The sequence below is a fragment of the Paenibacillus sp. FSL H8-0168 genome, assembly GCF_038592955.1.
GTDB lineage: Bacteria > Bacillota > Bacilli > Paenibacillales > Paenibacillaceae > Paenibacillus > Paenibacillus polymyxa_B.
The window spans coordinates 790,927-811,710 of the sequence record NZ_CP151948.1 but is presented as its reverse complement, the minus strand read 5'-3'; the positions used below and the strand labels follow the sequence as shown (position 1 = coordinate 811,710).

Here is a 20,784-nt window from a genome sequence, read left to right as displayed (position 1 = left end):
AGATACCTAGAGGTATTTCTCAACCACATTGTAGAATTTAGGAGGAATTATTCGCATGAGTTTTCAATTAGAAAGCATTTTAAGTGAGTTTAAAGGCAAAAGGGCCTTGGTCACAGGCGGTACCAAAGGAATGGGAGAGGCTATTGCTAAGAGACTTACAGCTGCAGGTGCTACCGTAATAACTACGGCTCGAACTACTCCAGTTAATTTAGAAAATCCAGACCTGTTTATTCCAGCCGATATTAGTACGCCTGAAGGTGTAGATAAAGTAGTAAACAGTGTTCTTGAGCGCCTAGGCGGTGTAGATATTCTTGTCAACAATGTTGGAGGCTCGTCAGCCCCATCTGGGGGAGCTCTTATCTTGACAGACGAGCATTGGCAGCAAACTTTTAACGCCAATCTGTTTGCTGCCGTCCGTTTAGACCGTGGACTGCTGCCAGCTATGGTGGAAAAGGGTTCCGGTGTTATTATTCATATTTCATCTATTCAACGTCGCTTGCCGCTATATGATGCAACATTGGCTTATGCTGCAGCCAAAGCAGCTTTAACTACTTACAGCAAAGGGTTATCCAAGCAGTTTTCGCCTCAGGGCATTCGTATTAATACAGTTGCGCCAGGCTTTATCGAAACGAAAGCAGCACAAAGTTTGATTGATCGGATTGCTGAGACGACAGGTGACCGAGAAAGTGCATTAAAGCAACTGATGGACTCGTTGGGAGGAATTCCAATTGGTCGTCCAGGACTACCAGAAGAAGTCGCTGAGCTTGTTGCTTTTCTGGTATCCGACCGGGCCGCTTCAATTACAGGAAGTGAATATAATATTGACGGCGGAACAGTTCCAACGGTCTAACACTTTATTTTCATCTGACAATCGCGCAAAAGGTGAAAAAAAAGCCCATCTAATGAGCAGACATACGTAAAACGTATTATCTATGTCCATCAGATAGGCTTTTATATAACTACTACCGTTTAATAACGATCAGCTTTGTTTCCAGCATTTCTTCCATGGCATACTTTACGCCTTCTCGTCCAGTGCCGCTTTGCTTCACACCACCATACGGCATATGGTCAACACGGAAGCTTGGAATGTCATTGATTACCACACCGCCAACCTCAAGTTTGTCCGCTGCATCCAGCGCGGTCGTGATATCACGCGTGTAAATTCCCGCCTGCAGGCCATAGATCGAATCATTCACATGGTTTACGGCTTCATCTATAGAGCTAACAGAATGAATCAGCACAAGCGGGGCAAACACTTCACGACAGGACACCTTGGAAGTCGGGTCCACATTAAGCAAAACCGTCGGCTCCAAAATACCTCCCTTGGCTTGGCCACCCAGAGCGATCCTCGCACCTGCTTGAACCGCTTCTTCCAGCCACTCACGGACACGTTCGACATCCTTGGCTGAAATAAGCGCGGATACATCCGTGTCCGGCTCTAGCGGATCTCCAATTTTTAAACGTTGAGTCGCTTCTATAAATCGGGATACAAAGGTATCATACAGTTCATCGACAACGTAAATACGCTGAACCGATATGCACACCTGTCCCTGATTGGCAAAGGCTCCGCTCACACAGCGGTCGATGACCGCGTCCACATCCGTATCACGGTCGATAATAACGGCCGCGTTGGAACCCAGCTCCAGCGTGACCCGCTTCAAGCCGGCCTTGGAGCGAATTTCTGTACCGACCGCCGGGCTACCGGTAAAGGTGATATAGCTGACGCGTGGATCAGTGACAAGTACGTCGCCAATGGTTTTACCATCGCCGCTGATCACGTTAAGAGCGCCCGCAGGCAATCCAGCCTGCTCCAGCAGCTCCGCAATCAAGTAAGCCGACAACGGCGTCTGCTCCGCAGGCTTCAATACGACCGTATTGCCTGCTGCCAGCGCGGGACCCACTTTATGAGCAACCAGATTCATCGGGAAGTTAAATGGTGTAATAGCTCCGACTACCCCTACTGGTTCTTTGAGCGTGTAGGCCATACGGCCCTCGCCGCCCGGTGCGGCATCCAGCGGAATGGTTTCCCCGTGAATCCGTTTAGCTTCTTCAGCTGCGAACTTGTAGGTTTGCACCGTCCGGTCAACCTCCGCCAGCGCAGCCTTCCATGGTTTGGATGCTTCACGTGCAAGGATGCGCGCTGCATCCTCACGCCGCTCTTCCAGCAGGTCAGCCAGCTTCTCCAAAATGGCTGACCGCTGGTGCGCTGGCATGGTCCGCATCTCCGAGCGTGCATCAGAGGCCGCTTGAATAGCAGCCTTGGCATCCTCTGCTGTGGCCTCTGCCACCTCAGCAATGATTTCCCCGGAATACGGTGATTTCAACGTCGTGTACGATGAAGCTGCTTTCCATTCTCCACCGATAAATAAATGCTGCTGCATGCTTTTTCCTCCTTCTTTTGGTATCAACGTTCCTTTTACCATCTATTTTACCGTCAACACCGGACAAGGTGCATGCTGAATCACCTGATGGCTCACGCTACCTAGTATCATTTCGGAAACAAGTCCTTTGCCTCGCGTTCCCATAATAATCAAATCCGTCTTTTCCTGCTTTGCACTTTCGCAAATGACACTCGCCGGATCACCGTGACCCGCCAGCATACGGTAAGAAATACCCTCGTCCTTCAAATAGTCGGATGCTGGTTCCAAGATATGACGACCTTCCTCTTCGATTCGCTCATCCACATCAACCCCAACCGGGGGCTCATTCATGGATAAAGCCGGGTTTACATGCAATACAGTCAGATGTGGATTCCCCTGAAGCTGCTTAGACAACGTTTTGGCTGTCTGCAACGCATTCATAGCATGTTCCGAACCATCAATCGCGACCAGAATATGTTTGTATTCGCTCATACTCTTTTCCTCCTCAGAAGTTCGATCTTAGTGTGCATCCACCTGAATATCCTGCATATGTCGACGACGTACGATCAGCACAGCTACGCCAATCAGTACCATCAATGCTCCAAAATAAAATGGGGTTTCTGCTGAGTACCACTCTGACAGCTTCCCTGCAAGCCACGGCGAAATTGCCCCGCCCAAAAACCGCATGAAGCTGTAGGCCGCAGATGCTGTCGAGCGCTCCACTGGAGCAGCCTGCATAACAGCAGTTGTAATCAATGTATTGTTAATCCCCAGAAAAATACCAGCTACAATGACGGCGACAATGACAGTCGTTGGTGAACCAGCTATCGTCCCAATCGCCATAACACCTAAATCAATGGCAAACAGCGTCAGCATGATACTAATGGAAGATACCACGCTCAAGCGTGCTTGAATCTTCGGTGCTACAAACACCGAGGTAAAGGCCAGCATAATTCCCCAGCCAAAAAACACATAACCTAAACCATGCTCGTCCAGATACATTACATATGGAGAATACGCCATCAACGTAAAAAATCCAAAGTTATATAACAACGCTACAATACCGAGCGTGAGCAAAGCCGGATAACTGAGTGCTTTGAACGGATCGGCAATGGAACCGCGTTTTTTAGGCTTTGGAATCGAAGGCAGCATAAACGTAATGAACAAAAATCCCACTACCATCAGTCCGGCTACACCGAAAAACGGACCACGCCAGGAAATGGAACCTAACTCACCGCCCAGCAACGGACCCACTGAAATCCCAAGGCCCAATGCCGCCTCATACAAAATAATTGCTTTAGCTGTTCCAGAAGTGGACAGACCAACAATGGCAGACAACGCTGTTGCGATAAACAAAGCGTTCCCCAAACCCCAGCCTGCCCGGTAGCCCACAATTCCGCCAACTGTATTGGCTGTGCCGCCCAGTCCGGCAAACACAATAATAAACAAAATCCCGGTTAGTAGTGTCCATTTGACACCCAATCGACTAGATACAACGCCCGTAATCAGCATCGCAACGCCTGTTACCAGATTATAGCTGGTGAACAGCAATGACACTTGGCTTTTCGTAGCATGAAGCTGATCGGCAATGGCCGGAAGAATCGGATCGACCAATCCCAGACCCATAAATGAAATAACACAAGCAAAGGCAACCGCCCATACCGCTTTGGGTTGAGACAGCAAGCCTGAGCGTTCTTTTAACTCTTCAGGTAATGCATGTTGTGAACTCATATTATGATGTTACCTCCACATCTGAATGTAAATGTTCTTGTTATGACGGGTCGTGATCAAGTTCCTCATCCAGAAGAACCTTGCGTTCACGCACCCTAACCCGCAACTCCTCCAGCTCAGTCTGGAGCATACGGATGCTGTTGATTTTTCCCTCCATTAATTCCAACTGTTCGTTCAGTGTACCTTCCATATCCTCCAACATGGCCCGTCGCTCGTTCGGTTGCAAATGCTCTGTTCGCTCGCGATATTCCTCCCGCTGACCCTTGAGCATTTCCGCTGCGGACATGTAACGCTGAAGTTCTTGCAAGGAGAATCCAAGTACTTCCTTGGCACTCACTATTTTTTTTAGTAAATCCACATCCTCCTGCGTATACAGGCGCATATTTCCTTCACTGCGCTGCGGAGAGGGCAGTAAGCCGATTTCCTCATAATAACGAATGGTTCGCTTGGTTAATCCGCTTTGTTTGGCGACCTCATCAATTTTATACGTAACCATGACACCCACCTTATGAAAAAGATTATATATAAATACTACGCCTCTATAACGTTAACGTCAACGTAAACTTTGATATAAAAAAGGAACCGCCTCTATTAGAGACGGTTCCTAGTTTGGCTTGCACGGTCATAGACCCGAGCATCGGTGCTCAAGCCCATGAATATCGCTTTAGATGAAAATGGTACGTGTGATGATAACCAACAAAATGAAGAGTACCAGAATGACACCAGTGGAAGTAAACATGTTGTAGCCACCACCACCGCAACCTCTTTCTACTTCACCCATCTTAAGTTCCTCCTCCCTCTGTCGATTACAACAAATCGCCCGAAATCAGATTCATGAGCTACGAATTAGATGACGAATGCTTTGGAAATAATAACGAGCAGAATAAAAAGTACCAGAATCGCTCCTGTAGATGTAAAAGCTCCATAACCAGCGCCTACTCCAGACATGGTGATTCCTCCCTTCATGGTTTACAAGAGCATCTTATGCTTATGCCATCATTCATGATAGGGACAAATGCCGCACCAACCGCCCAAATCTAGGTTGGGGTTGTACTGTCCTGTTATTCTTCGGACCCGAGCATGCCGTGATACAGGAGGTTTCGTGCCTGCTTGGCAAGCACAGACGGACTTTCACGTCCAGGCAGCAATTTAGTTAACGTCAGCCGTTCAATCAAGCCGATCACGCATTCTGCTGTCAATTCAGGGTCCAGTTCCTCACGGCAGGAGCCCCATCGTTGCGCCGCCAGCAGATGCTTTTTAATTTGCTCGGCCATTTCCGCCTTAATGCGCACCGAGTCTGCCGCCTGGTAAAATCCGACACGAGTGATCGCCGGATTGTTAGACAACACGCGAAAAATAGCTTCCAGAAACACTTGTCCCCGTCTCAAAATTTCAGCCTCGCTTTGGTCTGGGCCAATCTTCATGCTTTGTACCGTATCATTCACCAAAGTACGAAAGCTCTCCACAAGCTCTTCATACATTTGTTCCTTGCTTTCAAAATGAATATAAAAATCCGGCTGCGTCAATCCTGCACGTGCCGCGATCGAACTTACCTTAGTCTGATAAAACCCCGTCTGAGCGAACTCTTCAGCCCCCGCTTCCAGTAACAACCTTCGACTTTCCCGACTTCTGACTCCTGCTCTCATCACGGTCTTGCCCCCTTACGCCACAAATCTATCGTATTATAAAGTTCCTTTGCAGTAAGAACAATGGGCTTGAGGATGATATATACCTGTCCTTCAAAAGTCCTAATACAGAAGGACTGAAAGTTTTGGAAAATCAAGGGCATCTGCCTACAAGGTATAATTAACCAAACTGATGGTGAGCGAGCAGGAATTTATTACGCTCAGTGATGAGGACAATATTTGCGCATCATCTCAATCGTTGTCAGATCATCATCCAGCCCCCGTTGTTGCAAGCCGTCGATAATTTGCTGACGTTCCTGATCTTTGACATTTTGACCGAATTTAAACTTGGCAGTCCATTCCTCTGGTACAATTTTGATCAGAGCGACCCCTTTCAAGCGTGAAGCATACCGAGAATCGCTGGCATCAATCGTGTCATACCCGCCTTCCGGTTGCAGCTTACTCATAAAAATGGAAAAGGCCGATGCTTTTTCTTCCAAATCCACTACATGCTCCGCATGACCACGCACGGTAATACTTTTAAAAAATGATGTCGCAGGACATGCCATATGTTCATCCGTAAAATAAGACGGAATGAGCGCATATTCTTTGGCGGCTGAAAAAGTAACCCGATTATCCTCTTTCATCCGTTCCATCTTTTCTCCAGCACGGCTGCCATGAATATAAAAAACGCCGTTTCCATAAGCGAAATTCAAGGGAACCACACGCGGAAAACCATCCTCGCTGTTCATGCCTAAAAATCCGAAACTGACCTCGCTCAGAAACTGCTCTATTTCCTCTTGTTCTGCCACCGTAAATTCTTTTCTTCTCACAGGGAACTCTCCTTCCATCTATTGACCAATGATACATTTCAGATTATGTTGAAAATGGATTCATAAAAAGATCCAATATGAATGAAAATGAGTGGTCCAATCGAAGGAGAAGAGTATGAATATTACGATTGCTTATCAGCGTGCGCTTCAAAAGTATCATTTAAAATATTTGGCATTGTATCATGCTCTTCGTGAGGGAATCCTCAATGGTTCCCTAGCCAGTGGTACGCGTCTGCCTTCCACTCGTGATCTGGCTGTGATGTATGGAATTTCGCGAGGTAGCGTTAAAGAAGCATACGATATGCTGTTGGCAGAAGGATATGTAGATTCGACAGTAGGCAGAGGAACCTTTGTTATGGAACAGACAGCGGTGCTGCCCGACAAATCTCTAATCAGCCAGCAGAACCAAAATTCACCTGTCGCAAAACAAAAAGCCCCTGCTCTATCAGCATGGGGACAACGAATCATGCAGATCGAAAGGGAACGAAACTTACAGTCGTCTCCTGCTTCTGCTACAGATAGAGACCGTGCGCAACCGCCTTTGATTTCTTTCCAGGCAGGAGAAGTTGTATTGGAGGGCAATTCACAGATCGCATGGAAAAGCGCAATGACTGCCGCTGGAAAAGATCTGCAAAGGCCCTCGGCTGATACGACGACTGCACCAGTGAACGGTGATGAATGGCTGCGCGAAGCGATTTGCCATCATGTTGGCAGAACACGCGGAATAACGGCTACCCCGGATCAAGTCGTATTATGCAGTGGTTCCATGGAAGTGATCACGTTATTAAGTCAGTTGCTTATTCATGAACAAGATCGAATTGTATTGGAGAATCCCTGTTATTCCGGCATCTATCGTGCAGTTACTGCCTCAGGCGGACAGATACATGCTGCTGAAATGGATCAACATGGAATTGTCCCACAGGATTGGGATTCCAAATTGCTGTTTGTTACGCCGGGACGTCAGTTTCCAACGGGTGCTGTGTTGCCATTAGCACGCCGTCAACACCTTTTGCAATGGGCAGCATCCAAGGGAGCGTGGATCATTGAGGACGATTATGACAGTGAATTCCGCTGGGCAGGACGACCCATTGAGCCGTTAAAAGCACTGGATCGCGCGGAATGTGTGATCTATGTCGGTTCCTTTTCCAAAAGCATGTTCAGCAGCCTTCGACTCGGATTTGCGATTCTGCCCGTTGAATTGGCCCAAGCGCTGACAGCTGCCAAACGACTATATGATCCCCTGCCGCCTGCCCGCTTGGAACAGCGCGCACTGGCACGCTTTATGATGCGCGGCGACTATGTACGCCATGTGCGTCGGATGACTCGAATATACAGATCACGCTACGACGTGTTTCAGCGTGAAATACAGCAGTTAAGTGAACTATTTCACTGGCATCAGAACGATTGTGGACTACATGCCTATGCCATCTGGAAGCATGAGTCTGCCCAGTACCATCATTTGATGCAGACAGCACGATTTTACGGAGTCACATGGCGTGATGCCGCCGATTACCAACTGACACCGGGACCTCCATCTGCCTGCTTTATCTTTGCCCATTTAACGGAGCAACAAATTATTGAAGGGTTTAATCGTCTGAGCCAGGCTTGGGACCATATTAAAAATCAATGAGGAATTCCCTTATTTAATCACTAGCCCCAACAGCCCCACAAATGATGAAGCCTGATGCGGTGAAATGATGCAGCCATTCAAATCTTCTATATCCACCTGTAACCCATCAAATTCGCAATCGCTCAGATCAATCCCTTTGAGCTTGGACCCGGATAGCATCGCTTGATCCAGATTGCAACGGTTAAAAAAGGTCTTTTGTAGTGTTAAATGATACAGATCGGCACTTATTAAAGAACAATCTTCAAAACCAACTTGCTTAAAATTAGCAAAACGAAACATCGAATAATCCCCTAAGCAATCCGAAAAGCGAACGTTTTGGAGCCTGCTTCTGGAGAAATCTGTTCCAAGCAATTTACAGTTTCTGAACTCTACCCGATGGATAAAGGAGCCTGAAAAATGAACATTCGATAGATCGCATTTATCAAAAATAACGTCTGTCCATTCACTTTCCGGCAATGCCGATTCCATGATCGTTACATTTTTAAAAGTCATCTTCTCTAAGGAAACCTTAACCGCTTCCACATTATCCAAAATCATATCCTCTACAGACCCCATACGATATTCGCCTTTGGATCGTAAGGAATACATTTCTTCATTTAATACGGGCAAGTCGACAGGAATCTTTGGCAACTCCATTTTAATTTTCATAATACCTCTACCTCCACGATTGAGAGCCCTCTAGGACATTTATATGAATCTATTTTCTATCAATTCTCATACATAGGGTAGCAAAAGTATTTCTCACACATATATTAACGTTGTGAGCACGCTCACGAACCTTTGTTAGGAGGTTGATAGCATGGCAGTACAGCTATCTAATCAAGTGTTCTCCATCTCTGTCGGAGATTACGGCGATCTCTCTTCCTTACGGCTGGTAGGGGACACTTTTAATACCAACTATGTCATGAACAGTTCCAACGCACCTAAACAGAATACGTCGGATCATCAGTGGCTAGGTGAACTGATGTTCACCTATCGTCTCGGCAACGGAGCGTGGACTCGGGCATGGACAAGTAATTCTGCTGATGCGCGCCAGATCACCTCTTCTGGAAACAGTGTCCAGGTAGCCTATCAGAATTCATCAAACAATCAGGGAATACGTAATTTCATTTTACATGAAACTTATTCGTTGGTTAACGATTATTTGCACTGGCAAATGAAAGTAACGAACGCCTCTAATCAAACGTTGGAAATCGGAGATTGGGGACTGCCGCTTCCGTTTAACGAGTACTGGTCCGGCGGCAATAATGAACAAATTTATGAAACCAGAGTACTCTCACACTCCTTTGTAGGCCATAATAGCTCCTTTATTACCGCCGGACGACCTAGCGGCATCGGACCGTATGTACTGCTAATCCCTGATGCCTCAACGGGTGCTGGTCTCGAATATCAGGACCATTGGAGAACTGAGGAGCATCCCGGCAGCACTTGGGCTATGGAGCAAGGCGGCTGGTCCGAAGGACTGAATGTGTTCTATATCCACTCCAATGTCATCAAGAGCACCAACCGTGGTTATCTCGGAAGCACCAGTCTGTGGCTGGCTCCTGGTGAAAGCAAAACGTATGCCTTTAAATTTTATAAAGTAGCGGACGAGCAGGCTGTAAAGGACAGGCTGTACAGTGAGGGACATGTGGATGTGACCGTGGTTCCGGGTATGATTGTCCCGACCAATCTCAAGGCCAAATTCGATCTGCATACCAGCAAATCCATTACCTCTGTCACAGCGCAATATCCGTCCGAAACGACCATCAGCTATCTGGAAACAGCCCCTACAAACCATAAAATATATGAACTTACCCTGGGACGACTGGGACATAACAATATTACTGTAAACTATGGTAACGGCGAAAAAACCGTTCTCCAGTTCTATGCCATCGAGCCAGTCGAAGCTGCACTTCAGCGTCACTCTACCTTCATGGTCAACAGCACCCAATGGAACGTGCCGGGCGACCTGAGGGACAAGGTCTTTGATGACTGGATGATGCAATACAAGGCCAAACGCAACAGCTTTGCTGGCTACTGGGGCTGGGGTGATGATTGGGGACTAACTCACGGCCAGTTTCTGGCGGAGAAAAACGTTCAGAAGCCCGTAGCATCTGAAATCAAGGCAGTCGATGATTATTTGGAGGTGGCCATCTGGATGAATTTGATGGAAGGCCATCATACCGATTATCTGGTTCCTGATTTCCTGATGCCGCAGCCTAATACGACACCAACGTACCGGGGCTATGCCTATCCGCACATTTATAATACATTTTTTAGCATGTATAAACTTGCCAAGCTGTATCCCAACCTGATCAGCTATCGCAATAGCAAAAACACATATTTGCTACGTGCTTATCGTATTTTTAAAACGTTGTATGAAGGCCCTGTTGCTTATAATTGGAACACGGGACTCATGGGTGAGCTAACTACACCTGATATTATTAAAGCGCTTCAGGAAGAAGGCTTGACCACCGAGGCTAACGACCTGATTGCCAAAATGGCTACCAAGTACAACAATTTCAAAAACACCACCTATCCTTATGGCTCTGAGTATAACTATGACAACACAGGTGAAGAAGCCGTATATACACTCGCCAAAATGAACAACAACACGACCATGATGAGCAAAATCAACGCCAAAACGCGTGCTGCACGCGGTCATATGCCTGTCTGGTACTATTACGCCGATCCGGTCACCATCACCGGAGAGAATTGGTGGAACTTCCAGTACACCACTTCACTGGCCGGCTATGCGATGGATGACTGGACACGTCGGCATTCGTCCAAGCCTGAAGTGGATCAGCGTCTGTCCTATGCCGCCAAGCTGGCGAACATCGGGGCGATTAACTCGGGACAGATCAGCTCTGATCCTGCCAATATCGGGGCGGTATCGTGGACATATCAGGCGGGCAAGGGCAATTATGGCGCACTCGGTCTGGACGGCGGTCCCCTCTTTAACGGATGGCGCGGCATGTCCGGGGAAGCCGACCTGGGGCTGTTTGGAGACATTAAAATCCTAAGCTCGGATGTGGCTGTAGATCCAATATTCGGCCTGTTCGGCTATGGATGTGACGTTACGGAAAGCAATAACAGCTACGCGATCACTCCAAAGGACGGTGTATTCCAACGACTGCATCTGATCACCCAAAAGCTGAGTGTGGAGCTGAATCGGGACCAATATAGCTTGGCCAACGTGTCCAAGTCCAAGAACAATATCCGCCTGACACTGAAAAATATGACCCCAGGCACGACTCATACTACCGTTATGAGCTTGACCGGACTCGCGGCAGGTACGTATGACGTGCTCGTAGACGGCACAAAAACCGGATCAGTCACGGCTGCTAACAGCTCTGCGACCACGGTCAGACTGAATATCGGTACGGCAGCCAACTATGATATCCGTATCCAGTCGAGTACAGACAACCCGTCTCCCGTCGGAGACATTGTAGCCCGTTATGAATTTGACGAAACGGCCGGATCTACCGCAGCCGATTCGTCAGGTTATGGACAGCAGGCCAGTGTAAGTGGAGGCGCGTGGGGAGTCGGACGGAAAGGCAATGCCCTGCACTTTAACGGTACAGACGCCTATGCTAGCCTGCCCGGTGGTATCGTTAGCAGCATAAATGACTTTACGATTGCCGCGTGGGTACGGGTGAACACGCATAACGGCTGGGCACGCCTGTTTGATTTTGGAGCAGGCACGGATCGGTATATGTTTTTGACACCCAAGGCCGAGGGAACCGGTATGCGTTTTGCTATCACCGTCTCGGGGAACGGAGAGGAACAACAGTTGAATGCACCAGAGCTGGCAACAGGGGTTTGGAAGCATGTCGCCGTGACTTTGTCAGGCAATACTGGAATGATGTATCTGGACGGTGTAGAGGCGACGCGTAACACGAACATGACGCTCAAGCCTTCCAGCCTTGGACTGACAGACCGGAACTACATTGGGAAATCCCAGTTTGATGATCCCTACCTGAACGGTGCAGTGGATGAACTGATTATTTACAACAGAGCCCTAACCGCTCAGGAAATCCGGGGCTTGGCCTCGGCAAGCAGCACCATTACAGCCCATGATGTGGGAGCCCATTCATATGCTGAAGGAGCAGATTAGAATATATTCATTCATGCCGTTAACGTTTTAGATTATGAATGATTTGTACCGTGAATGATTTGCGTCGTGAATCATTATCGTCATAAATAATTGGTATCGTGAATGATTCTTCCTATATTAGCTCCACCCCCGGATTACTTAAGTTAAGTCTATAATCAGGGGAGACATCCGGGGAGATGATGCTTCCGAAGCAAGCAGTCCTTCGAAAGCTTTTAAAGCGACCGCTTTATCGGGACGATCAGCGGCAGCTTTTCCATCTGTAGGACGTTTAGCTTCGTCTAATGCGTGTCGTTCTTGGTCTTAAGCGAACCAGTTCCTCACTGGTGAGTTGCCTAGTATAGGAGCGAGGGGAAGAACCTGTATCTACCCTGAGCACCCTGCCTGCCCCGTTGGGGCGGGCTACCCGTGTGTTGAATACCTGCATCGCCCACTGCACCGGAAAGGCTATGGATAAGCGACCATCTGCCGTGCCTGCATAGTTGACCGCAGCTGCATAATTATCTGACTGTCTGAGCCATACAGAGCCAGAATCCCCAGGTAGTGATACGGGAGTCGTACCTCTAATAACCGTCTGATCTTCGAAGGTCAGCAGGCCCAACTCTCCGCCATAATTGATTTGCAGGTCCGTATAGACGGACTCTACCGTGCCATTGACCCGTCCGGTCGTACGCCCAACCTTCTTCAATCTTTCTCCTATGCGATATGCGGTAACATGACCTGGAATCGCTCCTACCGTAGCGTAACGCGGATTGAGTAGGTTGTTACGGGTCGGAAGCGAAAGCGCCGCATCAATCAGGTTTGTACCGGTGGGATTCAAGCGTACGTAACGATACAGCCTTCCTATACGATCCTGAGTAACCGTCCCCCCATCGGCTCCGCCTGGCTGTATTGTAGCCTCCCGATTGTCTGTATTGGAGGGATTGAGGACATGGTTATTGCTAAAAAGATAACGCGTCGCCGGCGCTCCAGTTGGGGCAACGATGAGTCCGGTTGAACCAGAGCCTTCAATCGTCCCGACACTGTAGCCGGCGATGACCGGGCGTATGCGCACTTTGTAGTCCGTGGCATTGGCTCTGATCTTTCCAGTTTTTACAATTCGGACTGGAACGTTCGTTTTCTTTCCTAAGGCGGTGGCCGACAGGAGTCCAGTAGAGGCCGACGCTAGACGGTCCGTATACACAATGACAGCGGCTCCCTTTTTGGGATGGGCAGGGTCCCTGTATCCTACGCCAATGCCGTGGACACCGGACATTTTTAAGACTCGCTTGGCCATCCGCTTTTTCACTTGAAGCGCGGCCGAGAAGGTAGCCAACATAATCATCTCCTTTTACATTCAGATGAAATATTGTATGGCTAGAGACGCTTCACGTTCCATTTGATCTTACGATCGCTGTATTGAAAAGCATATGAAAACATTCCAAAAAATGGTATACTCATTTCCGAAATTGACATCTTATCATTGGATCTTAATGTTCAAGGAGGTACTTTATGTTTTCAATCATGTTGACATACAGCATACAAGCCATTGTAATTTTACTGATTATCTTTGAATTGTTGAGAAAAAACAGAAAAAAAATAGGCTGGGGATCACTTTCACTGCTTTTATCTCTTCTTGGTATGGCTGTTTCTTTCGAATTTGGCAATTACATATTGGGAGACCAGTTGCTTTCCTTTTTAGGATTGCCCGCCTGGTCTAACAGTGTTGATAATACTAGGTTTCACTACACCATTTATCTATCCAGTATTTTTTTTATTCCCAGTTTAATCATTGGATATAAAAATCCTAAGGAGTTTGGAGCTACAATCGGAAAACGGATTTCCAGTATATATCTAACTTTGATCATCATTTCGCTTTTATTTTTTATTATAAGTATTTTCTCGAAGTAACGTTGGATGTGCGTCGTTCCAAAACAAAAGCCTTCCTCAGCGGGGGGTTTCTGTTTTATCACATTAATTCCGAACAATCCTGGGTGGGTAATTAGATCAAGGAGCTGATATTATCTATAATTCATTTACCTCCATATTTATTGCTGCGTTAACTGCAATCACCCTCATAACGTTGCCAAAATTAGAAGCTAGGGTGAGTAAGAGAACAATGTTGAAAGTGAGAATTTCCTTAATAACAACAGTTCTGCTGATCGGAGTCGTGTTGTATATCATTGACCCTCAGTGGTGGATCATTGTAGCCTTTGCAATTTCGTTTGTAACCCTTCCTATCTTTTTATTGAAACGTTGGCGCGAAAAAAGCTGAATCAGAGAAAAAGCCTTCCTTGTTGATAGGAAGGCTTTCACCTTATCCCTTAACCGCTCCCTCTGCGATGCCCTCCATAATGAATTTCTGAAAGAATGCATAGATCAGGATAACCGGGATGGAGGTCAGCACGAGTGCGGCCAGAATAAGCGACCAATCCTTGTTGTACTCTCCAAACAGCATATTGGTCGAGAGAATCAGGGTGTAATGGTTCACATCCGTCAGCATTAACAATGGAAGCAAAAAGTCATTCCAAATCCACAGAAAATCCAAAATCGCGATGGTAACTGTGATTGGCAGCAGCAAAGGAAATATAATGCGAAAGAACGTTTGAAACTCATTACAGCCGTCCATTTGTGCGGATTCTTCCAGCTCACGCGGGATGGATTTGACGAATCCATGATACAAAAAGATCGCCATATTCACACCCAAGCCGATATAGATCAGGGCCAAGCCGTACGTACTGCCTTGAACGGACAAATCTTTTGCCATTCGCGTAAGCGGTATCATAATAGAGTGAAACGGTACCAGCATCGATGCGACAAACAGGAAGAAAATCGCACCGCTCAGTTTCCCCTGTGTACGAGACAGCTTGTAGCCTGCCAGTGCCGAACAGATCACAATGCCACCAATGCCGATAAAAGAAATAATCGTGGAATTAAGGGCGCTGTTCAGCAAATGAGTCTGATGAAAAGCCTGACTGTAATTTTCAAAGTGAAGCTTCGTCGGCAGCGTCGTAAAGGATGCAAACATCTCACCCTGTGTTTTAAACGAGTTAATTACCGCCATGTAGATTGGGAAGAAGGACACGACAGCGCCCACGCACAGAATCAGCGTAACCAGCAAGGAATTGGCTTTCTTCAGCCTCATGCCTCCACCTCCCTCTTCTTCATGACACGCAGCTGAATCAGGGTGAAGATTAGAACGATCGCGAACAAAATAACGGATTTGGCACTCGCATAACCATAACGGAAGTTGTTGGAGAAGGCCTCCTCATAAATGTTCATCGTAATCACCTGTGTACTGCGCCCCGGCCCCCCGCCAGTCAATCCGTATACGACCTCATACACCTTGAAGGCACCATTCAGCGTCAGGAAGAAACAGATCGTAATCGCATGAGTAATCATCGGCATCGTTACGCTTCGCAATGTCTGAAATGCGTTCGCCCCGTCAATAATAGCAGCCTCCTTCAAGCTTTGTGGTACACCTTGAAGCGCAGCCAGATAGATGATCATCATATAGCCGACACCATTCCAGAGCGACACAATAATGATAGAGAAGAAAGATACTTTCGGATCGCCCAGCCACGATTGGCCCAGAAAGGCGATAGCCGTCTTTTCGGCGATCTGTGGCAGCACGGAAGAAAAAACGAAGGTCCACATAAATGCGCTAATAATGGTACTGATCATATTGGGCATGAAAAATATTGTCCGGAAAAATCCTTTGGTACGTGTACGCGACTCAATCAACACTGCCAATGCCAGTGCCAGTACATTTTGCAGCACAATCATCACTAATACGTATTTAAGAGTAAACCAAAGGGAATTAAGAAAATCGGGGTCTTCCTTCAACGATTCCACAAAGTTCCCCAAGCCGATAAAGCTGTAATTGGGATTCAATCCGTTCCAGTCTGTAAAGCTGTAGTACATGCCGCTGATCGTTGGAATGAGCAGGAAGATAGCATAAAAGATCAGCGCCGGAGCCGTAAACGCCAGTAGCATGACGTATTTTTTATAGATTTTAAAAGGCATGGAGTCTCTCCCTCCTGGTGTAATTCTATAGGTTACCGTTACTTGTTCACTTTGTTATACGATTTCCATGCCTTATCCAGCGCCTTAATGACTTCATCCTGCGTGAGTTGGCCTGCATAGTAGGATTGTAGCGATTTGCCTGCCTCGTCCTTGACCGCTTGCGGGATAGATGGATCTTGGTACGACTTGCCTGCTTTCACATATTCGGTAGCGTCATTAACCCAAGGATAGCTTTTAAACGTATGCACTTTGGAGATCGGGTTAAATTTCAATGCTTCATAGAACGCGCTAGAATCCTTGTCATCCAGCACATAGTTAACAAAATCGAGCGCAACCTCCTTGTTCTTGCTTGTGGAGGATACAGCCAGCGAAGTCGAAGTGGACAAATTAATCAATGTCGCATTGGGATCGTCATTAATCGGAAGCGGTGCTACCCCAAAATCCATCTTCGGATCCGATTTTAAAATCGTTTCCGCAAACCACGGTCCCTGAATCCACATCGCCGCTTTACCCGAGGCAAACGCAGCCGATCCATCATCCCCGCCGATTTCCAGCGCCTTGTCCGTACCGTTGCTATTCACCAGATCAATAATATCGAACATGCTCTTCATTTCGGAAAAGGAGCCTTGGTCCTGATTCATCCGTTCGATAAAATCTTTGTTCTGTGTGTTCATCATCGCACCTGCTGTCAGAGGCACGAACAGCTGTGGAATCCAGGATTCCTTGTAAGACAACAGGAACGGTTTTACATTATTCGCTTTCAGCTTCTCAACCACAGCCTTCATTTCGGTCAACGTTCCCGGCGGCTGCAAATCCAAATCCTTAAATATCTTTTTATTGTACAAGTAGCCCCACGAGATCGTTTCTAAAGGAACCGCTACGACCTTTCCGTCTTTGGTTGTCACCGAAGGCTTCACACTATCCATCAATTTGTTAACAAAAGGCTGACCGGACAAATCCTCCAAATAGCCCGCTTTATAAAACGGAGGAATTTCATTCACCGCGTGCAATGCAAATACGTCCGGCGCATCGTTGGATGCGAGTCTTGTCTTCAAAATTTGTGCGGCGTTGTCAGCAGGCGGCATCTCCAGTTGCACCGTAACGTCGATATTTTTATCTTTCTTCTCTTTCGCTACGAAAGCATTAATGTATTTATCGTAGTGCTCCTTCAAACGGGGCTGAGCAATAAACATTTTGAGATTCACCGTTTTGCCGTCTCCACCGGAACCGCTGCTGTCACTGCCTGAAGAATTCGCTCCACACCCGGCCAATAACGTGCCAACCAGCATCGTGCTCAATACACATTTCCACATTTTCATGAAAAATGACCTCCCCTATTTTGAAAATAACCGTTGCCCATCGGCAAATCAGTTGTTATTCAAAGCAGCTATGCCGCCGGTCTTCAACCTCTATTCAGCTCTGTGCGAACTTCATAAAGGTCAAATTCCTTTGTACTGCTCGTTTTGTATACGCTTTCATTATAGAATGAGAGATCACTTCTGCCATTGGACGCCCTTAGCTTATTGGATTGGACTTTTTTAAACTTCCTTCCTCATTTCACCGGGTGCCATGCCAAAATGCTTTTTAAATACCCGATAGAAATAAGACACATCCTCATATCCTGCCATCTCCGCGACTGCTTTGATTGAAATCTGTTTATTGACCAGCCATTCCCGCGCCTTTTCCATTCTTCGCTCTACGATGTAGTCCGTTACATTTTGACCATACTCCTGCTTAAATACCTTACTCATATACTCTTTACTCACAAAAAAGTTTTTTGCCAACTGCTCCAGTGTAATCGGCCCAGCAAAGTGACTGTCGATATATCGCCGTACCTCTTCTAAATTCAGTTTGTTTTTGTATTTCCGCTGCCGAATGAGCTGATCCAGTTCCTGAACATAGCACGACGATACGAATTCCAGCGCATGTTCTACAGAGGATACGGCATCCTGCGACAGTGGGAATCCTGCCTTTGCCGTAGAAGTATCTAGCCCGTTATCCGCTGCGAGCTCTTTTAGCAGGGAAAGAAGCTCCTGCACCAGTCTGCCCAGCATATGTGGACTTGGTGCTCCATAACTCTCCAGCTCCTGCATAACCTGCCTACAAGTTATATTCACCCCGTCACGGTTCAACTCATTAAAATAAAGACGCAGCAGTTGCTTATACCGGGTCAGCTTGTGAAAAAACTCATAATCCAGCTCCGTCGCTTCTTGCTGCTGTTCAGCAGCCTTGACCTCCAGATCGTTTTTGCATTTGAGCAACACTGCATTCAGCTCTGCAGGATTGACTGGCTTTAACAAATAATCGACGGCCTTGTAACGGATGGCATGTTTGGCATACGCAAAGTCATCATATCCGCTCACGACAATGATTTTTACATCAGGACAATGGTTATTTAGCGCTTGCAGCAGCTCCACTCCGTCCGCACCCGGCATGTGCATATCAGTAATCACAATATGGGGAGCTAACTCCCCGACCAGCCTGAACGCCTCGTCTCCGTCTTCAGCCTCACCCACTACCAACATTCCAAGTTTTTCCCATGTGCCAAATGTCTTTAGAATATCGCGGTTCCATGGCTCATCGTCCACAATTAATACTCTGATCATACTTTTCCCTCCTCTGCTGAGGTAAATGGAATGCGGATAGTGACACGTGTACCGACTCCCTGCTCACTATCTATCGTCACTCCGTAGCGCACTCCAAAATTCATCCGTATGCGTGAAGACACATTGCTCAATCCGATATGACTACCCTGCGCCCAGATCGGTTCCTCCGACGCGTTTTCCAGCTTTGCCCGTACTTTTTCCAGCTTGTCCGGGGCCATGCCGTTTCCATTATCGCAAACCGTAATACACACATCTTCTTTCATAATCTCCACCCGAATTCCCATTCTCCATGCCCCCGCCTTTCGATCAAGACCGTGCTGAAACGCGTTTTCCAACAATGGCTGAAGCGATAGCTTAGGCAATCGAATATCCATCGCCTGTTCTTCCGTCTCCACCCGAAACACCAATCTTTGTGGAAATCGCCGTTGCTGGATGCGCATATAGTGTCCCACATGGTCGAGCTCTGCGCGTAAAGAGGCCAAATCCTGAGGTTCCCGTACCACGTAACGGAACATCTCACTCAGCGACCGAATGACTTCATAGGTGTCCTCCGGCTTTTGCGAAAACACCATACTTCCGATCATTTGCAGCGTATTTTGCAGAAAATGTGGATGAATCTGCGCTTGGAGCGCTTTCAATTCAGCCGTCTTTTTTTGCAAATTTATACTGTATTCCGCCTGAATATGCTTGCGAATTCGCCCTGCCATCCCATGCAGACTTCTTTCCAGCAGCCCAATCTCATCCGGGCGTGTACTTGGCTGTCCAATCGGTCCTTTGATCATATCCAACTCCTGTACGGAACGCGCCAAATGAACAATCGGACGTGCAGTCCGCCATGCGATGAAAACGGCAATGCAGATGGAAACCAAGATTGAAATCACGCCGACGATAATACCATACAGCATCGTTGAAAAAGCGCTGTGGTTAATGGAGGAAGTGGGTACGATTTTGACCAGCTTCAGCCCAACTACATCCAGATCATTATAGAACACATAATGTTCAGCAGTTTGAATCATCCCGAGACCCGGCTTAACGTCACGAAGAGCTGACAGCACACTTGCAGGAGGAGGCGACTGCCGAGCCTGTGCTGGATACATAACTCCGCCATCTGCATCTGTAATAAGCACCTGATGCTGATCCCCTCGTCCCAGCAAGCCCAGCGTCTGATCGAATTGCGACCACAATACATCCAAAGAAATAGCCCCCGTCTGCTTCTGGTCTTCAAAACGCCGAATACTGCGCGTCAAAATAAAGCGTTCCGGGTCAGCAAAGCTTGGACGAATCGAATAATCCTTATTCGCTTGCCACATCTCGGCATACTGTGGGGGAATACCGCTCACTGTCGTAATTTCATTTTGCATACTATTGAAGGTAAACAAGGTTTGCGATTGCTTCAAATAAAGCTGGATGCCGATCACATGACTTCCGGCCGAATAATACACATTCGCCATCGTATTCAGCATTTTTCGCTGGGCATTAAATTGGCTTGAAAGATTGTCAGGCTCGCGCTCATTCAAATAATCGCTCAGATCAGGGCTGATCTGAATACTGTAAATCAGATGATTCAGACGATCTAGCTGGTCGCTGATATAGATCCCCGTCCATTTCATATTGGACATGTTCGTCTCTACTACTTCAGCTTCCATGGAAGCTCTACTTTTTTCCGCAGCCAGCACCGTGACAGCAATGACCGGCAGCACAGATAGAACAATCATCGTCAAGATCAGCTTGAGCTGAATGCTGCGTCGATACGGGGCTGTCAGCGCCCGGAACCAGTGGACTGCTCGGGTTGTCATAGCGATGCACTCCTCTATTCAGCCATATGCGAAAACGCCCCGCAATTCGCAGGGGCGCTTCATGTACCGGATACTCCCGGAGAATACCTATATGATATTATT

General features: G+C 47.3%; 18 protein-coding genes. 4 read left to right on the top strand and 14 right to left on the bottom strand.

From position 1 onward, the window contains the following. Positions 1-55 precede the first annotated feature (55 nt). Positions 56-850, top strand: a complete 795-nt coding sequence (locus tag MHI21_RS03710; RefSeq protein ID WP_076265259.1) for an SDR family oxidoreductase — start codon at positions 56-58, stop codon at positions 848-850. A gap of 112 nt (positions 851-962) precedes the next feature. Here the strand turns inward: MHI21_RS03710 and MHI21_RS03705 are convergent, their stop codons facing one another. The 7 genes from MHI21_RS03705 to MHI21_RS03675 form a co-directional block, all read right to left on the bottom strand. Beyond that, the gene (locus tag MHI21_RS03705; RefSeq protein WP_342419461.1) at positions 963-2,381 is read right to left on the bottom strand and encodes an aldehyde dehydrogenase family protein; all 1,419 of its coding nucleotides are present in this window, start codon (positions 2,379-2,381) and stop codon (positions 963-965) included. A gap of 42 nt (positions 2,382-2,423) precedes the next feature. Beyond that, positions 2,424-2,852, bottom strand: coding sequence for a universal stress protein (locus tag MHI21_RS03700; RefSeq protein WP_023986945.1), 429 nt, complete (start codon positions 2,850-2,852; stop codon positions 2,424-2,426). 27 nt (positions 2,853-2,879) lie between these two features. Beyond that, on the bottom strand, positions 2,880-4,091 hold the full coding sequence (locus MHI21_RS03695) for an MFS transporter (RefSeq protein WP_342419460.1): 1,212 nt from the start codon (positions 4,089-4,091) through the stop codon (positions 2,880-2,882). 40 nt (positions 4,092-4,131) lie between these two features. Continuing rightward, positions 4,132-4,587, bottom strand: a complete 456-nt coding sequence (locus tag MHI21_RS03690; RefSeq protein ID WP_013308689.1) for a MerR family transcriptional regulator — start codon at positions 4,585-4,587, stop codon at positions 4,132-4,134. A gap of 350 nt (positions 4,588-4,937) precedes the next feature. Continuing rightward, on the bottom strand, positions 4,938-5,039 hold the full coding sequence (locus tag MHI21_RS03685; RefSeq protein WP_014599460.1) for a hypothetical protein: 102 nt from the start codon (positions 5,037-5,039) through the stop codon (positions 4,938-4,940). Between the two features lie 113 nt (positions 5,040-5,152). Beyond that, on the bottom strand, positions 5,153-5,737 hold the full coding sequence (locus MHI21_RS03680; protein WP_342420170.1) for a TetR/AcrR family transcriptional regulator: 585 nt from the start codon (positions 5,735-5,737) through the stop codon (positions 5,153-5,155). 200 nt (positions 5,738-5,937) lie between these two features. After that, positions 5,938-6,549 (bottom strand): pyridoxamine 5'-phosphate oxidase family protein, encoded by a 612-nt coding sequence (locus tag MHI21_RS03675; protein ID WP_061831284.1) that lies wholly within the window; start codon positions 6,547-6,549, stop codon positions 5,938-5,940. A 115-nt stretch (positions 6,550-6,664) separates the two neighbouring features. Here MHI21_RS03675 and MHI21_RS03670 point away from each other — a divergent pair, with 115 nt between their 5' ends. Then, positions 6,665-8,179, top strand: coding sequence for a PLP-dependent aminotransferase family protein (locus MHI21_RS03670; RefSeq protein WP_342419459.1), 1,515 nt, complete (start codon positions 6,665-6,667; stop codon positions 8,177-8,179). A gap of 9 nt (positions 8,180-8,188) precedes the next feature. Here MHI21_RS03670 and MHI21_RS03665 read toward each other — a convergent pair whose 3' ends face one another. Beyond that, positions 8,189-8,827 carry a pentapeptide repeat-containing protein gene (locus MHI21_RS03665; protein ID WP_342419458.1) on the bottom strand — a complete coding sequence of 213 codons (639 nt, stop codon included), beginning with the start codon at positions 8,825-8,827 and terminating at the stop codon, positions 8,189-8,191. 151 nt (positions 8,828-8,978) lie between these two features. Here MHI21_RS03665 and MHI21_RS03660 point away from each other — a divergent pair, with 151 nt between their 5' ends. Beyond that, a complete protein-coding gene (locus MHI21_RS03660; RefSeq protein WP_342419457.1) occupies positions 8,979-12,278 on the top strand; it encodes a DUF5695 domain-containing protein in 3,300 nt (1,099 codons plus the stop codon). A 268-nt stretch (positions 12,279-12,546) separates the two neighbouring features. Here the strand turns inward: MHI21_RS03660 and MHI21_RS03655 are convergent, their stop codons facing one another. Next, the gene (locus MHI21_RS03655) at positions 12,547-13,593 is read right to left on the bottom strand and encodes a hypothetical protein (protein ID WP_134904622.1); all 1,047 of its coding nucleotides are present in this window, start codon (positions 13,591-13,593) and stop codon (positions 12,547-12,549) included. 173 nt (positions 13,594-13,766) lie between these two features. Here MHI21_RS03655 and MHI21_RS03650 point away from each other — a divergent pair, with 173 nt between their 5' ends. Beyond that, complete coding sequence (locus MHI21_RS03650; protein WP_342419456.1) at positions 13,767-14,165, top strand: hypothetical protein; 399 nt, start codon at positions 13,767-13,769, stop codon at positions 14,163-14,165. 406 nt (positions 14,166-14,571) lie between these two features. On the opposite strand, the gene MHI21_RS03645 is transcribed toward MHI21_RS03650, so the two are convergent. The 5 genes from MHI21_RS03645 to MHI21_RS03625 form a co-directional block, all read right to left on the bottom strand. Beyond that, the gene (locus MHI21_RS03645; protein WP_028541047.1) at positions 14,572-15,399 is read right to left on the bottom strand and encodes a carbohydrate ABC transporter permease; all 828 of its coding nucleotides are present in this window, start codon (positions 15,397-15,399) and stop codon (positions 14,572-14,574) included. Continuing rightward, complete coding sequence (locus MHI21_RS03640) at positions 15,396-16,280, bottom strand: sugar ABC transporter permease (RefSeq protein WP_023986930.1); 885 nt, start codon at positions 16,278-16,280, stop codon at positions 15,396-15,398. Before MHI21_RS03640 ends, MHI21_RS03645 begins: the two co-directional genes overlap by 4 nt. A 38-nt stretch (positions 16,281-16,318) precedes the next feature. Further along, positions 16,319-17,599 (bottom strand): extracellular solute-binding protein, encoded by a 1,281-nt coding sequence (locus MHI21_RS03635; RefSeq protein ID WP_341162318.1) that lies wholly within the window; start codon positions 17,597-17,599, stop codon positions 16,319-16,321. Positions 17,600-17,818: 219 nt separating this feature from the next. After that, positions 17,819-18,886 carry a response regulator gene (locus tag MHI21_RS03630; protein WP_341162319.1) on the bottom strand — a complete coding sequence of 356 codons (1,068 nt, stop codon included), beginning with the start codon at positions 18,884-18,886 and terminating at the stop codon, positions 17,819-17,821. Continuing rightward, positions 18,883-20,682 (bottom strand): sensor histidine kinase, encoded by a 1,800-nt coding sequence (locus MHI21_RS03625; RefSeq protein WP_342419455.1) that lies wholly within the window; start codon positions 20,680-20,682, stop codon positions 18,883-18,885. The genes MHI21_RS03630 and MHI21_RS03625 overlap by 4 nt, the downstream gene beginning before the upstream one ends. Positions 20,683-20,784: the final 102 nt, after the last annotated feature.

What these genes read in the sequence shown, in the direction of transcription:
- MHI21_RS03655 (WP_134904622.1), bottom strand. Translation starts at nt 13,593, where the DNA reads ATGTTGGCTACCTTCTCGGCCGCGCTTCAAGTGAAAAAGCGGATGGCC.
- MHI21_RS03645 (WP_028541047.1), bottom strand. Translation starts at nt 15,399, where the DNA reads ATGAGGCTGAAGAAAGCCAATTCCTTGCTGGTTACGCTGATTCTGTGC.
- MHI21_RS03640 (WP_023986930.1), bottom strand. Translation starts at nt 16,280, where the DNA reads ATGCCTTTTAAAATCTATAAAAAATACGTCATGCTACTGGCGTTTACG.
- MHI21_RS03650 (WP_342419456.1), top strand. Translation starts at nt 13,767, where the DNA reads ATGTTTTCAATCATGTTGACATACAGCATACAAGCCATTGTAATTTTA.
- MHI21_RS03680 (WP_342420170.1), bottom strand. Translation starts at nt 5,737, where the DNA reads ATGAGAGCAGGAGTCAGAAGTCGGGAAAGTCGAAGGTTGTTACTGGAA.
- MHI21_RS03635 (WP_341162318.1), bottom strand. Translation starts at nt 17,599, where the DNA reads ATGAAAATGTGGAAATGTGTATTGAGCACGATGCTGGTTGGCACGTTA.
- MHI21_RS03630 (WP_341162319.1), bottom strand. Translation starts at nt 18,886, where the DNA reads ATGATCAGAGTATTAATTGTGGACGATGAGCCATGGAACCGCGATATT.
- MHI21_RS03700 (WP_023986945.1), bottom strand. Translation starts at nt 2,852, where the DNA reads ATGAGCGAATACAAACATATTCTGGTCGCGATTGATGGTTCGGAACAT.
- MHI21_RS03625 (WP_342419455.1), bottom strand. Translation starts at nt 20,682, where the DNA reads ATGACAACCCGAGCAGTCCACTGGTTCCGGGCGCTGACAGCCCCGTAT.
- MHI21_RS03705 (WP_342419461.1), bottom strand. Translation starts at nt 2,381, where the DNA reads ATGCAGCAGCATTTATTTATCGGTGGAGAATGGAAAGCAGCTTCATCG.
- MHI21_RS03660 (WP_342419457.1), top strand. Translation starts at nt 8,979, where the DNA reads ATGGCAGTACAGCTATCTAATCAAGTGTTCTCCATCTCTGTCGGAGAT.
- MHI21_RS03670 (WP_342419459.1), top strand. Translation starts at nt 6,665, where the DNA reads ATGAATATTACGATTGCTTATCAGCGTGCGCTTCAAAAGTATCATTTA.
- MHI21_RS03665 (WP_342419458.1), bottom strand. Translation starts at nt 8,827, where the DNA reads ATGAAAATTAAAATGGAGTTGCCAAAGATTCCTGTCGACTTGCCCGTA.
- MHI21_RS03685 (WP_014599460.1), bottom strand. Translation starts at nt 5,039, where the DNA reads ATGTCTGGAGTAGGCGCTGGTTATGGAGCTTTTACATCTACAGGAGCG.
- MHI21_RS03695 (WP_342419460.1), bottom strand. Translation starts at nt 4,091, where the DNA reads ATGAGTTCACAACATGCATTACCTGAAGAGTTAAAAGAACGCTCAGGC.
- MHI21_RS03690 (WP_013308689.1), bottom strand. Translation starts at nt 4,587, where the DNA reads ATGGTTACGTATAAAATTGATGAGGTCGCCAAACAAAGCGGATTAACC.
- MHI21_RS03710 (WP_076265259.1), top strand. Translation starts at nt 56, where the DNA reads ATGAGTTTTCAATTAGAAAGCATTTTAAGTGAGTTTAAAGGCAAAAGG.